16 protein-coding genes are annotated in these 16,297 nt (G+C 37.7%); 5 read left to right on the top strand and 11 right to left on the bottom strand.

Annotated elements, in window-relative coordinates; genetic code table 11:
- Positions 1 to 55 precede the first annotated feature (55 nt).
- The 3 genes from pepF to J7E52_RS19665 all read right to left on the bottom strand — a co-directional run bounded on the left by pepF (position 56) and on the right by J7E52_RS19665 (position 3,567).
- Entirely contained in the window at positions 56 to 1,852 is a 1,797-nt protein-coding gene (pepF, locus tag J7E52_RS19675; RefSeq protein WP_214750144.1) for an oligoendopeptidase F, read from the bottom strand.
- Between the two features lie 118 nt (positions 1,853 to 1,970).
- On the bottom strand, positions 1,971 to 2,597 hold the full coding sequence (locus J7E52_RS19670; protein ID WP_214750143.1) for an FMN-dependent NADH-azoreductase: 627 nt from the start codon (positions 2,595 to 2,597) through the stop codon (positions 1,971 to 1,973).
- Between the two features lie 235 nt (positions 2,598 to 2,832).
- Positions 2,833 to 3,567 (bottom strand): YqcI/YcgG family protein, encoded by a 735-nt coding sequence (locus tag J7E52_RS19665; RefSeq protein ID WP_214750186.1) that lies wholly within the window; start codon positions 3,565 to 3,567, stop codon positions 2,833 to 2,835.
- Positions 3,568 to 3,799: 232 nt separating this feature from the next.
- Here J7E52_RS19665 and J7E52_RS19660 point away from each other — a divergent pair, with 232 nt between their 5' ends.
- Entirely contained in the window at positions 3,800 to 4,054 is a 255-nt protein-coding gene (locus J7E52_RS19660) for an alpha/beta-type small acid-soluble spore protein (RefSeq protein WP_214750142.1), read from the top strand.
- 144 nt (positions 4,055 to 4,198) lie between these two features.
- Here the strand turns inward: J7E52_RS19660 and J7E52_RS19655 are convergent, their stop codons facing one another.
- The gene (locus J7E52_RS19655; RefSeq protein ID WP_214750141.1) at positions 4,199 to 5,410 is read right to left on the bottom strand and encodes an iron-containing alcohol dehydrogenase; all 1,212 of its coding nucleotides are present in this window, start codon (positions 5,408 to 5,410) and stop codon (positions 4,199 to 4,201) included.
- Positions 5,411 to 5,537: 127 nt separating this feature from the next.
- Positions 5,538 to 6,425 (bottom strand): R2-like ligand-binding oxidase, encoded by an 888-nt coding sequence (locus J7E52_RS19650; protein ID WP_214750140.1) that lies wholly within the window; start codon positions 6,423 to 6,425, stop codon positions 5,538 to 5,540.
- Between the two features lie 139 nt (positions 6,426 to 6,564).
- Here J7E52_RS19650 and J7E52_RS19645 point away from each other — a divergent pair, with 139 nt between their 5' ends.
- On the top strand, positions 6,565 to 7,251 hold the full coding sequence (locus tag J7E52_RS19645; RefSeq protein ID WP_214750139.1) for a response regulator transcription factor: 687 nt from the start codon (positions 6,565 to 6,567) through the stop codon (positions 7,249 to 7,251).
- 41 nt (positions 7,252 to 7,292) lie between these two features.
- Here the strand turns inward: J7E52_RS19645 and J7E52_RS19640 are convergent, their stop codons facing one another.
- On the bottom strand, positions 7,293 to 8,381 hold the full coding sequence (locus tag J7E52_RS19640) for a branched-chain amino acid aminotransferase (protein WP_214750138.1): 1,089 nt from the start codon (positions 8,379 to 8,381) through the stop codon (positions 7,293 to 7,295).
- 662 nt (positions 8,382 to 9,043) lie between these two features.
- Between J7E52_RS19640 and J7E52_RS19635 the strand changes: the two genes are divergently transcribed.
- Together J7E52_RS19635 and J7E52_RS19630 are read left to right on the top strand one after the other, a co-directional pair.
- Positions 9,044 to 10,312, top strand: coding sequence for an L-lactate MFS transporter (locus tag J7E52_RS19635; RefSeq protein WP_214750137.1), 1,269 nt, complete (start codon positions 9,044 to 9,046; stop codon positions 10,310 to 10,312).
- A gap of 392 nt (positions 10,313 to 10,704) precedes the next feature.
- Entirely contained in the window at positions 10,705 to 11,772 is a 1,068-nt protein-coding gene (locus J7E52_RS19630) for an AI-2E family transporter (protein ID WP_214750136.1), read from the top strand.
- A gap of 506 nt (positions 11,773 to 12,278) precedes the next feature.
- On the opposite strand, the gene J7E52_RS19625 is transcribed toward J7E52_RS19630, so the two are convergent.
- The gene (locus J7E52_RS19625) at positions 12,279 to 12,743 is read right to left on the bottom strand and encodes a YueI family protein (RefSeq protein ID WP_309476911.1); all 465 of its coding nucleotides are present in this window, start codon (positions 12,741 to 12,743) and stop codon (positions 12,279 to 12,281) included.
- A 209-nt stretch (positions 12,744 to 12,952) separates the two neighbouring features.
- On the opposite strand from J7E52_RS19625, the gene J7E52_RS19620 reads away from it, so the two are divergent.
- Positions 12,953 to 13,696 (top strand): L,D-transpeptidase family protein, encoded by a 744-nt coding sequence (locus J7E52_RS19620; RefSeq protein WP_214750135.1) that lies wholly within the window; start codon positions 12,953 to 12,955, stop codon positions 13,694 to 13,696.
- A 399-nt stretch (positions 13,697 to 14,095) separates the two neighbouring features.
- Here the strand turns inward: J7E52_RS19620 and J7E52_RS27085 are convergent, their stop codons facing one another.
- The 4 genes from J7E52_RS27085 to J7E52_RS19605 all read right to left on the bottom strand — a co-directional run bounded on the left by J7E52_RS27085 (position 14,096) and on the right by J7E52_RS19605 (position 15,811).
- Positions 14,096 to 14,218, bottom strand: a complete 123-nt coding sequence (locus J7E52_RS27085) for a hypothetical protein (RefSeq protein WP_268750824.1) — start codon at positions 14,216 to 14,218, stop codon at positions 14,096 to 14,098.
- Between the two features lie 112 nt (positions 14,219 to 14,330).
- Entirely contained in the window at positions 14,331 to 14,753 is a 423-nt protein-coding gene (locus tag J7E52_RS19615; protein WP_214750134.1) for a nucleoside 2-deoxyribosyltransferase, read from the bottom strand.
- Between the two features lie 345 nt (positions 14,754 to 15,098).
- Entirely contained in the window at positions 15,099 to 15,419 is a 321-nt protein-coding gene (locus J7E52_RS19610) for a hypothetical protein (protein WP_214750133.1), read from the bottom strand.
- Positions 15,420 to 15,529: 110 nt separating this feature from the next.
- On the bottom strand, positions 15,530 to 15,811 hold the full coding sequence (locus tag J7E52_RS19605) for a DUF4190 domain-containing protein (protein WP_214750132.1): 282 nt from the start codon (positions 15,809 to 15,811) through the stop codon (positions 15,530 to 15,532).
- Between the last annotated feature and the right edge of the window lie 486 nt (positions 15,812 to 16,297).

Here is a 16,297-nt window from a genome sequence, read left to right as displayed (position 1 = left end):
TATAGCATTTTTTATAACATCATACCATGGGCTCTTTTGGAAGAAATGGTTTAGATTAGCCTTCTGTCAACTCAGTGAATTGGTCGACCAGATCGCTGAAAATCTTCATTGCATTTTCGATTGGATCAGGTTTAGTTAAATCCACGCCTGTCTTCTTAAGCAGCTCCAATGGGAAATCGGAACTCCCGCTTTTCAAGAAGGTCAAATAACTTTCAAGTGTTTTTTGGTCCCCAGAAAGGATCTTATCAGCGATAGTGATGGCTGAAACGTAACCAGTAGCATATTTGTAGACATAAAACGGACGATAAAAGTGTGGGATTCGTGACCAGCCATACTTCACTTCTTCATCGAAAATTATTTCATCTCCATTATAAGCACGAAATATGGATTCATAGGCTGTATTAAAAACCTCGGCATTTAGAGGTTCATCATTTTCAGCTTTTTCATGTACGATCTTTTCGAACTCCGCAAACATCACTTGTGTGAAGAATGTTCCTTTAAAACTATCTATGAAATGGTTAAGTAAGTGTTTTTTCTTCTGCACGTCTTTTGTAGTCTTAATTAAATGGCGAATCAAAAGGATTTCATTCACAGTGGAAGCAACTTCAGCGACAAAAATGGAATACCCAGCACTTATTTGCGGTTGATATTTTGAGCTATAGTAGGAATGCATTCCATGTCCAGATTCATGTGCAAGTGTAAATACACTGTCTAAATCATCACGGTGATTTAATAAGATGAAAGGGTGAACACCATAAAGTCCTAAATTGTAAGCACCTGAACGTTTTCCAGGTGTTTCCCTGACGTCGATATATCTTTTTTCCTTAAAGGTTTTCAGGATTGTGATATACTCTTCGCCAAGAGGTTTCAGAGCTTCCACCATCAAAGAAAAACCATCATCGTAAGAAATCTCCTCTTTAGCGCCTTCGACTAATGGCACACTTAAATCATAGGCACGCAATTCTTCTACACCCAGCAATTTTTTTCTTAAATGAATGTATTTATGCATGGGGCCGATATTTTGCTTAGTAGACATAATCAAATTATCATAAACCTCTTTTGGAACTTGATCTCCAAATAAGGATTTTTCCAAGGCAGATGGATAATTTCTAAGTTTTGACAGATTCACATTATTCTTAATTGCTGTGGAAAGTGTGGAAGCGATTGTATTCTTCAATTGTACATATGGCTGATAATAGGCGAAATAGGCCTCTTTTCTTATATCGCGATCATCGTCTTCAATCAATTTGGAATACATTCCTCGCGTCAGCTCTACCCTCTCGCCGTCTTCATTCGTAACTTCCCCAAATTTAATATCAGCATTGTTGATCATCCCGAACGTTTTTTGAGGTGCTGAAAAGGCTTCGCCTATTTGGGAAAGCACCTCTTCTTGTTCTTTCGTTAACACATGGGCTTTATAGCGGAAGGAATCCAGTAGATCCTCCTCAAAATATTTCAAACCCTCGATTTCATTTATGTACCCTTTTAATGTGTGTTCTTCAAGGCTTAAAAGAAACGGCATGAAAAATGCAGAAGCATTACTGATTTTCTGCCCTAACTTACCAGCCCGATCCAGCAATGCTTGTGATGAGGTTACCCGTGTATCCAAATCCGCTTGCAGCATGGCAAATACATATAGCTTGTTATAAATGTACCCAAGTTCCTCACTTAATCGTAAATATTCGAACAAATCTTGAGCTGACTGAATATGTCCATCATAGGTTTTTAATTTTTCTGTCATCTTCAGGACTTCTTGATAATCCTTTTCCCAGTTGGTCTGATCATCGTAAATATCCTTTAAATTCCATGTTTCTTCAATTTTTATTTCGTCACGTGATTTAAACGTTTGCATATTATCTGCACTTCCTTTCATGCTTATAGGCTTACCCTTTATTATAATCGACTTTCAGAAAAATCTGCATAGAAAAACCAGTATGCCAAAAATACATACTGGTTTCCCCTTTTAACAATTAGAATTTTGCTGCAGTTTCAGCAACTTTCGCCAATCCTTCTGCAACGATATCCTGTGAGCGATCTGGGTATTGATTATGTCCCTCGATTACGACTGTTTCTGGGTTTGTAATGCCCCATAAGTTTAAATTCATCGTTACGTATTTCTCTGCCATTTCGCCAGCATCCATTCCAGGCAATGCATAATCGGACCCGCGTGCATTAAGTATAGCCACTTTTTTACCTCCAGCTAAGCCGACTGGGCCTTCAGCTGTATATTTGAATGTTGTTCCCGCTTGAGCAAGATAAGAAATATAAGTTACCAATGGTGCCGGAACCGTTGCGTTCCAAAGCGGGAAGGCAAATACCACTTTGTCGGCAGCAAGGAATTGATTCAAGTATTGTTGCACGATATCGGCAATCTCCACTTCTTCATCAGTCAAATCCATACCTTGGCTGCGTTTATATAGGGCAGTAATCGCTGTATTTCCGTAGTAAGGTAAGTTCAGTTTAAATAAATCCAATTCAGTTATTTCATCGTTACTATTTGCTTCCTTATATGTGTTCAAAAACGTTTCATACATTTTGACACTGATAGCTTGATCCGCTGGACGGTCATTTGATTTAACAAATAATACTTTAGACATTTTTATTCCCCCAATTGTTAATTTTGTATGTTTTTATAAAAATAGCATTTAATCCATATATCTCGAATTAACTGCAATTGCTACATTCACATTATAAAACTGAAAATCTAATAAGGCAAGAAATATGTTTTTTATTTCAAAGGTACATTCCAGGAATTTGCGCCCATGTATTTTTTAACCCCGACGCCTTCTAAGTAAGACGCGAATAAAAAAACCGAGAGCAATTTGCCCTCGGTTAAGTTAACTCTTTATGATGGAAGGGACACTTACCTTTTATCGGTTCTAGATCATCCCCTATGAAAAATTGTTTCCATTCATTATGATTTACATCACCAAAGTGACTGATATCAGGATGTTTAGGAAGGTTATCCCATTTCTCCACTCGTTCACGAACCTTTTCACGTGACATGATTCCGCCTTTTTCCGTTCCTTCCAAGCCTTCAAAGATCACCCGGGGTTGGAATCCAAGTACAAGACTATTTCCTAAATCACGGGTTTTACGCTGTTTATAAGCAGGTGCATTACCAAAAACAAAGATTGGTTTCCCTGCAAAATGATAGTCCCATAAATAATGCTCGGGATCTTTCGGCTTTTCAATTGGCCAAGGTTTTTCATCCGCTTTATGCAGGTATTGCAGGATATCCCAAAACCTTTTACGGTAAAATTCTATATCACCCTCTATTGTTTCAGGCTCCATAAAGACAAAAAGGCCGTGCCTGATATATGGTGGTTCCTGAAATAAATCGAGAAAGCTTTCCACTGCTTTTGGGAGATTGGACCAATCTTCCTGTGTGATATAAGCATAACGAAGTTCCCCTTTATTTTCTGCTTTCATACCAAAATAACAAGGAAAGGTTTTATCGGTCACTGTATTATGGAATGTTTGATATTCCTTTATTAGCCATTGCGGCACTCGATCTGGATTTGTCATATCTTCTTTTGTTAACAAGCTTGAATTAGCAGTCAGCATCATGTTTCTCCTTAAATCGTTTTATTATATGTTACCCGCTTTAAAAAAACTAAAACTTCTTCGGACCGCAAATCACCTCAATAAGGTGGACGCTATATTATCACTTCTTTATTTAAGAGTTTATGACTTCCTCCAGATTCATCGAAAATTCCAATTAAAAAACATTCAATCTGCATGTTAATCATTTTCTTTACATTAGGATAACCTAAGAAAAAAATAGGAGTGATGTTTAATGGCAAGGAGAAGGAAAATTCTAGTATCTGAAGCGCGAAAAGGACTCGATGATTTAAAAGCCAAAGTTGCTGGTACAAAGAATCCTGAAGAGGCAAAGTTTGAAGTGGCAAAGGAAATTGGCGTACCGCTGAAAAAAGACTATAACGGTGAGCTGACTTCCAAGCAGAATGGAAAAATAGGCGGGAAGTTAGGCGGGGACATGGTCAAGGAACTTATTAAGATGGCACAGGAAAACTTAAGAAAAAAACATTAACGAATATTTTGGATTACGGTTGGTGTACATCCTTAAGAGCTTATATCAAAACGAACTGACTGAACGAAAAATCTTGGGACTTAACACGTTGGATGGCAATCAACCGCAAAAAAAGCCAACCTTTTGGGCTGGCTTTTTTTAATATTAACTTATTCTCACGGGTGAAACTCTTGAAACTACTGACAGTATTAATTCCTCCGACATCGGGTAATTAGTGGCAGCTGTATCCGTCCTTACTGCAGTACAAATTCTCTCCATATCCGACTGGTTAATTCCATAAGCGCTAAAGTCGGAGGGCAGCCCAAGATCAGATAGGAAAACACGGAGCTTTTCTACCACTTTCGCTAATATCCCTTTTGAATCTTCATCATGTATTTTCACATTAAAGGCTTCGGCTATCAAATGGGCCTTAGGAAGATATAAATCCGGGGTTGATTCCATGACGACCGGCAATAACACGGCATTGGCCATTCCATGAGGTATCCGAAATAACGCCCCATATGCGTGGGCAAAGTTATGAACCGGAATCGCATTCAATGCACTACAAAATGCAGTGATTCCCATCATGCTTCCATGCAGCATCTCCATTCTGGCCTCAATATTCGTTCCGTCCTTTACGGCCCGCGGTAAATTTCTTTCAATAACCCGAATGGCCTGAAATGCATAAGCATCGGTTATTGATGTCGCCGCAGGTGAAACGATCGCTTCAATTGCATGTGTTAATGCATCTGCACCAGTAAACGCCGTAATATCATTTGGCAGTCCGACTGTTAACTCGGGATCTAGAATGGCCACATCCGAACTTAAAAAAACATTGTATATATTCATTTTTACTTTTTTATGTTCATTATAAATGACTGCAATCGGGGATACTTCAGAACCGGTTCCTGCTGTTGTGGCCACGGAAATATGCGGGATATTCATGGATTGGGCTTTTGGAAAACCCTCATACAGAAAACCGCTTGGTACCGCATCATTTATATCCGTAATTCCCTTATATAATCCGAATTTCAATGCTTTTGCGGTATCAATGACACTCCCTCCACCAATGGCAAGAATGGCATCGGCATTCACTTCGCGTGCATATTTTAATGCTTCGTTTACACATTCACTCGCTGCGTCTTGTGTAACACCCAGAAACTGTCCAACTATTTCAGCTCTGGCACCTAATTTCTGCTGCTCAAAAGTTTCGGCAACTTTTGTAACGACACCTGCATTTTCCAAGCCCGCATCACTCACGAGTAGAATCCTTTTGGCCCCGAGACCATTGAATAGGTCCGGAATGAGTGAACGAGTATTAGTGCCACTGTAAACCGAAGACCTTAACCAAAAATTCGAATGAGCGTTTACCTTCATACAGATCACCTCAGATATATTAGTCTAGATTCGCAGTTAAGGGTTGTTCATACCCTGCCTCCAAGTTCCCGATGGCCATCCATTAACAAATGTAAACTAAATAGTAAGCCTGTATCTTCTATCGGCTTTACAAAACCCCATATTCCTTTTCGTTACTTTGATAGATTTCTTCAATCCCCTTTCCTTTTGCCCTGGCTAAAATCTCCATCCGCACTGATAATTGTTTCAAGGTAAAATTCAATATAGCTTGTTGATCATTACCAAATGGATTTCCTAACCGATCATATCCCTCCGTATTTAGCGCGATGGCCAGAGGTGAAAGTTCCTCCATTCTCTTTTCAACCTGTTTGAAGATATGTGGATGTTCACTGATGATTCGCTGCAGCAGGAAGGTCCCATAAGCAATATGACGTGATTCATCCTTCTTCAAAAGACCCACGCCCTTTAATAAACCAGGCATCATTTTATTATCATCGAGAGTCTGATAGAATCCAAAATATCCAGTTTCTGCAAGAACGCCCTCGGTAAACATGTTATACACAGTGGCAGCTTCCGCCATTGCTTCAGGAGATTGATCGGATAAAAGTCTCTCCATCGCTTCAGGCAATATTTCATAAAAAATCGATTTATAAGTTTCTGAGTGATAAACCGTCAAATCACCCGTTTCACCAATTTGATCTAATGTATAACGGAAGAATTCCATATGCTTCGCTTCCTCGAACAAAAATGTCGTTAAGTACATTTCTTCTTCGATCCTTCCCTCCTTGGCTATCGTCATGATGAGAGGCAGCAAATCCAAAGTCACAGCTTCTTCCCCTCCCTGAAAAAGGGAAATGATCCGTAATAACACTTCCCTTTCAATATCAGTAAATGACTTCCAATCTTCTTTATCCTGGCTGAAATCAATGTCACGAGGATTCCATATACCGAATTTCTTTGCCTTTTGATAAAGTTTAAATGGTAGGGTGTCTTCTCTAAAACTCCGGCTGGTTGTCGTTAAATTCTTTCTTTTCATGTAAACGCCTCCTTGAAATTTTGAACTTAAACTTTTGAATCTCTAAGGGAATTTTTTTATTTGTAAGAGTTTTCATTATATTGTAAGATATTAGTAACATTTATCCTAGCACTGAAAATGTAGGGAGGAATAAAGTCGAATGCTTGAGGAAACGCTGATGAATCATGTAAAAAAGATTTCCCATCAAAAAGATATGGCGAATAAATCAAAAATGATCGTTAAGGGCTGTGTGGAATTTTTTTCATTTCAACGCGCTTCTTTATTCAGTTACTCATGTTTAACAGGAATGAGTGAAGGAATATGTGCTTGTACAAGTGAAGATACCTTTTCATTACATAATGTTAAAGAAAATATTCATGATATATACCCCATCCACCAAGCAGTCATCCATAACAAGCCCATATACTTAACCATCCAGCATGCGAAATCCTCCATCCCTGCAAAATACGTTAAAAGATTTTCCATCTCTTCATTGGCAATCATTCCAATAATTGTGAATGAAATGGCCATCGGTTTAGTGTTGGTTGACCCCATTCACGCCAACGAGCCTGTTACCAAGAATGATTTAATGAAGCTTTCCCATTATTTAAAACTCGCTGTCGGTTCGACATTGGATTCCGCTCCTCCCACTTACCTTCTAAGCAAACGAGAAGTGGAGGTGCTTCAATATTTAGCCAATGGATTGGGATTAAAGCAAATGGCACCAAAAATGAGCGTTAGTGAATTTACCGTCAGAGATCACATTTCTTCCGCTATCAGGAAATTGGGAGTGAATCACCGGACCGAGGCCGTCGCGGTTGCCATCAGACACAAAATGATTATGTGAAAACAAAAAAAACCTTCAAAGAAGGTTTTTTTGTTTAAATATCATTGAGTCACTTTTTCTTCAACTTTCGTAGTCCAGTTCAACTCGTCTGCGACTTTACCTGTTTGGACACCTGTCAGTGTATCATAAAGCTTTCTGGATAGTTCGCCAGTTTCCCCGCTATGAACAATCATTTCTTCACCATTCCACAAAAATTCACCAATTGGTGATATGACCGCGGCTGTACCCGTTCCAAAGGCCTCTTCCAAGTGACCTAATTTATAGGCTTCATGGACTTCCTCCATCGAAATGCGTCTTTCCGACACCGGAAGACCCCAATGTTTCAGCAATTCTATAATGGAATCACGAGTAATACCCGGAAGGATACTTCCATTTAAAGCAGGAGTGATGATTTCACCATTAATTTTGAAGAAAACATTCATGCTTCCCACTTCTTCGATATACTTTTTCTCTACTCCGTCTAACCAAAGAACTTGCGCATATCCCATCTTTTCGGATACTTCCTGGGCCTTTAGGCTTGATGCATAATTACCACCCGTTTTAGCTTCACCCGTACCTCCATTAACTGCACGTGTGAAAGCTGACTCCACCGCTATTTTAACTGGATGAATGCCTTCTTTATAATACGAACCTACTGGTGACATGATGATGATGAACTGATATTTATCCGATGGAGAAACTCCAAGATAAGGCTCAGTAGCTATAATGAATGGCCTTATATATAAAGATGTCCCTTCTGCCTGGGGAATCCAATCCTTATCAACTCTAATTAAAGTCTTTAAGGCCTTCAACGCAAAATCAACGTCGATATCCGGTATGCATAATCGGCTATTTGAACTATTTAAGCGTTGGAAATTCTTTTCCGGACGGAATAAGATAATTTCATCCTCTGGTGTTGCATATGCTTTCAATCCTTCAAAAACGGATTGACCATAGTGAAAAATCATAGCTGACGGCTCTAATGTGAGCGGTTGATAAGGAACAATTCTTGGATCATGCCACCCTTGCCCTTGTGTGTAATCCATAATAAACATATGATCGGTAAACTGCTTACCGAACTCAAGCTGGTCCGCTTGTGGTTTTTCTTTCTTTGTTGTACTAAGCGTGATTTGCATGTCATGTTCCTTCATTACCAAAACCCCTTGTTGAATAATTTTACAAGATTTCACTTCCATAAAATCTATCTTTATTTAGTTTACTCCTATCAGGAATCATAGTTCAAGCCTTTAAGACGAAATTTTCGGAATTTTTTTAAAATAATTGGGATTTTTTTGATTTCCAGGCTATGATTCCTGAAAAAAGAATCATTTATTCATGAAACTTCTCAAAAAATAACAATTCAGATTGTTCGCAAAAGTTACTTGAAATCCTGAATATAAGGTTAATTTTAACAAAGTATTTACAATAAAGCCATGAAGAAAAATATTCTAGTTATTCCATCATGGTACCTAAATTAATTCAATCGTATCCCTTCCTTTAACCTAGAAAATCGAAAAATAAAAGCTGGCAGCAATTTCGTGATCACAACTGCTCTATAAACACATAAAGCTGATACCCAACATAAACTTATATGTATATATTAAAAAGCCTAAGGAAATATAACATTTTTTTATCCCTTTTTCAATTTAATGGAGTATAGAGGGAAATTTTTCATGAATTTCAATTTAGTAGTTTACTACTAAATAATATTCTTATATACTTATCCCACAAGATAGATAAAATGCATGCAAAACGATACATTATAGATAAAACGCATGCTACTTTCTTATTTTTGACGAAAAGGGGTAACAACATGACAAAAAACAGATGGTTAATCGCTTTATCCGCTATCGCCATTCACCTTTCCATTGGTGGGGCATACGCATATAGCGTTTACAAAAAACCATTAGTTGAGACTATGGGGTGGTCAGAAACTGAAGTAACGTTAGCATTCACAATAATGATGGCGCTTGCAGGAACTTCAGCTGCCTTCTTTGGTAAATTCGTAGAAAAAAATGGTCCAAGGAAGTCAGCTATGGTCGCTGCCGTATTATTCGGTTTAGGACAAGCTGGTTCCGGTTTAGCAGTAATGGTCGATTCACTTCCCCTTTACCTATTGACATATGGGGTTTTAAGCGGACTTGGTATGGGGATCGGGTACATTTCACCAGTATCCACTTTAGTCAAATGGTTCCCAGATCGCAGGGGATTGGCAACAGGAATGGCAGTATTAGGTTTCGGTGCCGGAGCTCTCATTACAGCCCCAGTAGCTGCAAGCCTTATGGAATCCGTTGGTATTTATACTACATATTATATTTTAGGCGCAGGTTACTTCATACTTATGTTCTTAGGGGCCACTTATATAGCACCTCCAAAGGCCAACTGGCTACCTGAAGGAATGAAGAAAGATATTGAGTCAGGTAAGAAAGAACTGAAGAAAGACCTAAGGCAATTAACTGCAAAAGAAGCGGTTAAAACTAAACACTTCTGGATGTTATGGTCCATGAAATTGATAAATACAAGTGCAGGGATCATGATGATTTCGGTAGCTTCACCTATGGCACAAGACGTTGTTGGTCTGTCTGTAGCAGGGGCAGCAACATTAGTCGGTATTATGGGAATCTTTAATGGCGGAGGGAGACTTGGCTGGGCAGCAGCATCAGATTATATTGGACGTCCAAATGTTTTCGTCATTTTCTTCATCATTCAAATCGGAGCGTTCCTTTTACTTCCAACGACAACAAATACACTATTGTTCCAAGGACTCATCTTGCTGGTCGTGAGTTGTTATGGAGGAGGATTTTCAAATCTCCCTGCATTTGCCGGGGATTTATTTGGAACTAAGGAAATTGGGGCCATCCACGGTTATCTTTTAACTACATGGTCTCTAGGCGGGGTTTGTGGACCAATGTTGGTTACCGCAATCAGGGAAAGTACGAACAGTTACATCCCGGTATTCTACGTTTTCGCAGCATTAATTGCGATAGCGTTTGCCATCTCCATCTGGTTGCGCCTGGATATTAAAAAAATGCAAAGAGAACAGAAACAAGGAGTAACGAACACATTCAGTAAAATATCCTAATTTAAAACCTTGCAAAAAGGCATTATCAAGTAAACTTCCATAACCGGAATTTACCTTTGATGATGCCTTTTTGTTTGTTTATGGCCGTAACGGCGGCTGCTCTTAATAAATTTTCGGATATCGCTTCAGGGATTGAGATAATTTGATATCTTTTTGGATCTGTAGTCATTTTAATACTTTGATTATATCAATTCCAGCTTATTAACAGCCTGTATTCCCATTTCCTTTTGGTCAGCTAGTAATCCTTAAATGTTCAAAATGAAACAGCACAATCGAAAAAGTTGAATGATCATTATAACATGTTTTGCACCAAACAATTTGAACAAGTTATTTAGTTTAACATTAAGCTAAATCAGGGAATCAAGTAAGAGATGGAATTAGGGGGGATTGTCTTGTGGATCAATAAACCGTTTTTTAAATATGCATTCGCGATCATTTTGATCATTTTAATTATTTTTTTACTAGGTAAGATTGATTATGTTCTGCAGCCGCTACAAAAAATCATTGCTGCCATGTTTTTCCCTATTATTGTGGCTGGGCTTTTATACTATATATTGCGGCCGGTCGTTAACTTTTTAACTGAATTTATCCCGAGGTCAGCTAGCATCTTCACCGTTTTTTTAATTATATTTAGTATGATTGGGATGGTAAGTTACTTTGGAAGTCCTGTAATCGTGGACCAATTTCAAAAATTATCCGAAAACCTACCCAGCAAAGTCAAGGAATTCTCTAAAGAATCTGAAGTCATGATTGAAAAAAATGATTTTGGCATGGTTAATATGGAAGACTTGAAAGAAAAAGCGGTCACACATTTGAAAGATTACTCGGAAAAACTCATAGGGAATGTCAATACCATTTTTTCCACGATCACTAGTGTATTAACAGTATTGGTCATTACACCATTCATTTTATTCTATTTCTTGAAGGATGGAGATAAATTAAGACCATTTCTATTAAAATATATTCCGAACGATGTAGAATCAGAGGGAAACACGATTTTAAAAGACGTCGATAAAGCCCTTTCAACTTATATTATCGGTCAATTCATCGTATCTATCGTCATTGGGACTTTGATGTATATTGGCTACCTGATTATCGGTCTCGATTATGCACTTGTATTAGCACTATTTGCCATGATTTTTACCGTTGTACCATTCCTTGGTCCATTAATAAGCATCATCCCTGCCCTTTTCATTGCCTTACAGCAAGACATTGGCTTGGCAGTGAAAGTGCTCATTGTCCTTACCGTTGTTCAACAGGTCGAGGGGCACTTGGTTACACCTAATATTATGGGAAAACGGCTAAACATTCACCCTCTTACCATTATCTTATTGCTGCTTGCTGCAGGATCGATATACGGTTTCATTGGCATGTTAATCGCTATCCCCACTTATTCCGTAGTAAAAACGATCATAGGGAATTTCAGGAAGTTTTATAGATTACGGAATAGGATTACATAAACAGGAACGGTTGACTACACACTTAATTAAAGGAGCGGTAAAAATAAAAACAAAAATGATTCCATCAACTTTTCATACTGTAGACAAACTCTAAGAAAAGCGTTTGCCTACAGTTTTTTTATATAAGTTTCTGTATGCCAAGCCTCCTCGACGCAAGCGCCTTTGGCGACTTTGTTAGCCAGTTATTCAGCAGGAGTGGTAGGTTATCCTCTGTTACGGTTTTATGAAATCAACTGGAACTTTTTTTGAGGGTTTGTAAAATTTGAACTTTCATTTCCACTCCAGGCACTCGCTTTCCACGGGCTGTCCGGGAGCCTCCTTGGCGCACTTTGCGCCTGTGGGGTCTCCCTTGGACGCGTTTTTCCCGCAGGAGTCTCGCACCTTCCGTTCCAATCAACTGAACTAGATAATTCTTAATGGTTTTTATCTTGTTTTAAAATCATGGTTCGGGGTGAAACCATTCCGTGACTCCTTTTGTAAACAAACTAAAAACGTTGATAATTCTATCAACGTTTGTTTAATAATTTTTTAACACAGCGTTTGAAAAATGCTTTGAAGCTTTTCTTTTTGATAACTTGCTGGGCATGATATTTCTTCTCGATATAAATTTCCTCTTTGTTTATGGCATTATTTTCTGCTAATACCAGACCTAAATCTGAGTTATGATCTTTGTTTAGGACAATTTTATAAGGAATATTATGTCTCATTGCCAATTTTATATATTTCCCTAAATATTGATAGTCCATCTGACCATTTAAAAACAAATTTGAACGGGGATACTGCTTCATCATTTGCTCTATCTCCGGATATACATTCGTTTCAAAAACTTGGCTTTTTTTTAGGACAATGACGACGCGCTCCCGTAATGTGCCCAGAAATTCCCTTCGTTCACCAGGTTTTATTTCTTTTGGCCCATATATTCCTTGTTCTAGATAATCCTCCACCTTTAGGCGTGACAATTCTTTTCCCACCTCCGCTTTCACTTCAATAATGTATGTAATATGGCCAAAAATAGTGCCCATCATTCTCTAGGTATGCAAAAAAGCAGAAAGTACTCTGGGTTTAATATTACCCATTGTTACTCTACCCCACTTTAAAAATTGTCACTTTAGCACCACTTCATGCATAGGATGGTATATGTGTAAAATTTAGGTTGCTTAAATGAGGGACGGGGAAAAACATGAGGAAATTAATTGTATTTATATTGATATTCGCCTTTACTTTTGTTGGGTTCAGTAATACTTCAGGTGCAGCAGCAAGACAACTGATTATCATCAATAAAGCCAATAATCAGCTTGCCTATTACGAAAATGATAAATTGGTGAGGGTATTCATTGTGGCGACAGGAAAGAAAGCAGCCTACACTCCTGAAGGAAAGTTCAAGGTAGTGACAAAGATTGTGAATCGTCCCTATTATAAAGGCAACATTAGAGGCGGGGACCCAAAAAACCCTCTAGGTAAAAGATGGCTGGGGATCAATGCAAGGAACACACCAGGAAATACGTACGCAATACACGGCAATAATGATCCTACAACTATTGGGAAATATATAAGTGCCGGTTGTATTCGTATGTATAACAATGATGTTCAATGGCTGTACGATAGGGTGAAAATGAACACTGTAGTCTTGATTGCCAGTTCGAATAAAACATTTGCCACCATAGCTGCCACGAACGGATATAAAGTGAGCGGATCTGTGAGCCTACCTGTAAATACCAACTCTACCCTAAAGAAAGGTAGCAGTGGACCCCAAGTAATTGAACTGCAAAAAAGATTAACTAAACTTGGATTCAGCACTAAAGGAGTAGATGGGTCATTTGGAAAAAACACCGAAATGGCTGTAAAGAAATTCCAAAAGTCCAAAAAGCTTACTTCTGATGGAATCGTCGGACCAAAAACGAAAAAAGCGCTTGGACTTAAATAATTTTCATTACCGATATCCTCTTCTTGAGGATATCTTTTTTTATGTTTTAACTGTACGACCTATACATTATTACCCATATCGACTTTAATTTTCCACCATCAGTTATTGTCTTTATGTTATAATTTATACATGAACAGCTAAACATAATCGCACTGTCATTACATATAAGGAGGTAATACAAATGTACGATGAAATTCTCGCAACAACCATTAAATCAATTTTTGTTATTGGCACCATCTCGATGTTTGTGATTTTAGGATTCGTAAAAGGACGCCGGTTTTAACTTTATCCAATTTCTTAATTATCCTCATTTGCCTGATTACTTGTATTATTTTTATACTGGTAATCAGGTTATTTTCACTCAGAAAAAAAGCATATCCTCTCTGGGCATGCTTTTCCTTACCAATTATCCGTATTATCTAAAAGTTGATCGATGTCAAATGTATCAAGATGGAATGGAACTGACTCTTCTGCAATCGCTTCAGTGGCTAACAATAATTGGTCGATATCAATAATGGCCAAAACAGTCCTCTCCCTTTTTTTAATGGTTTTTACCCTCATATTTAATACATTAAACAATTCGTTCAAAAGATATATTATTAGAGGGTATCCTTTAAAATTTTACATTTGTCATTTATTTAAGATGCAGTGAATCTTTTTCAGATCCTTCCGGAGAAAGCGTATGTATCAATTTAACCAGCTTATAAAAGGTCCCGCTGCAGATTGTTACCTCGGGCAGATTATGAAATATTGATTTTTTATTAATATGATAATTGTCTTTCTCAGGTGAATACACAATAATTTTCTTATTTAAAGATAAAGCATATCCAAGCTCATATAGATTACCTTTTCCTGCCGTTAGGAAGATCAGTATGAAATCTGATTCCTCAATCCCCTTTTTTTCATATTCTCCAATGCCGTCCGTTATTTGGTTTTTCTCATCATTCGTAATTAAATTCAAGTCATTCACACAAGTAAACCCTTTTGAAGTCAATTTCTTGATCAATGATTTGACTTGCTTCAAATTTTTTTCGTCTGATGCTATATAATATTTCACACATACACCTCCAAAAAATATAACTATTGATACTTTTTACCTACGTTACCTATACTATACATATTCGTTATAAAGAACGCAATATCCTTTCCCCAAAATTAAAAAATAATTAAATGGAAACTTTAAGCGAAACAAAAAACCATCATTCCTATACAGTAATGATGGTTTTTTTATAAAGATTTAACGTATTTTATGCAGTAAATCGTGATCATCGTCGACTTCACCTTACTGCAAAATATAATATACTATGTAACCATTAAGAGTCTGACGTTCCGGGTTAAATGTTCATTGAATTTCAAGAAATACAAAATAAAAAAACCTTGTCCTTTAACCGGCAAGGTTTTTTTATTTTTCATATGTGATATTTTCTATTTCGATCCTGAAGGGTCCAGCCTCACATATATTAATTCCCCTATCCAGATTAACCTTTTCCATTTCACTTGCATCAGGGACTGTTTTTTTATCGTGAATAAAATGTTCGACCATGGATTCCAGCAGTTCTTGAGCACAAGCTAAGGCATCTACCCGATTCCTACCGCTAACGGAAGAAATAATTCCTTCTCGCCTAAAATCCGGGAAACAAACTTGAACGGAAAAAGAATCGATAATCAACGGGTGTTTTTCATAATAGAATACGGCTGGGTACTCAAAGATTTGAATGGTCAAAATATCATCCCTTCATATAATATTTAGGTTTTTATATTAATTATAACATGAATTTCCATTTTATACATGTTTAATTTACTTTTCTTTGTTTGCCAAGTTAGTACTTACATTCAATAGGTTGTAATGTCCGTATTCACTACAAAGTAAAAAAACACCAGGAAAATCAGAATCACGAGAACGTTCAAGATTATTCCAATAATGCTGCACACTTTTCCAGCTGTCACTAAACCAGTTCCAGATTCACCGGTAAGCTTAATTTCTTGTTTACTCTTCGATGCAAATATTAACCCTAGAATACCTAATATGATGCCTATGAATGGAATAAACAGGGATAATACCCCCATGATCAATGATACAATCGCTTTGCTATTGCTTGTTTTAATTTCCGACATATATTCCACCTTCTTTCTTCCTTTATATATACGGTTATTTAAAGCAAAAGATTCATTTTTTGTGTACTCATTCACCACTAATATTCCAGTTGATTTCAGAAGCCCGCTCCCTTTCCGCCGACTTCCAGGCCTCATCAAAGCAAGCGCCTTTGGGGTCTCGGCTAGTCAGCTCTTCGGCAGGTGTGTCGCAAATTTCTTCAATTTAATAGGTTCTCCCGTAAGGAAAATACATGAAGAATAACCAAGTCTACTTTTAATAATCATAATTCGGGGTGAGACACTGCCGAACATCCTTTTGTCGACAAATAGAAAACGACTCATTACTGAGTCGTTTCAGTTTGTAGACAAAAGGGGTTCGGAATTAAAAAATTCCGAGCCCCTTTTGAAATTTCCTTTGAATTTTGGCCCAAGGTTGAGAGATTAGGGCTCTACGAGCCCTCTATGTTAGGCCATTTTTGGACCTTGCCATGTCCAATTGGCCATCTT

It is taken from the genome of Bacillus sp. ISL-34 (assembly GCF_018613325.1).
GTDB lineage: Bacteria > Bacillota > Bacilli > Bacillales > DSM-1321 > Peribacillus.
This window is presented reverse-complemented; position numbering and strand designations above follow the sequence as displayed.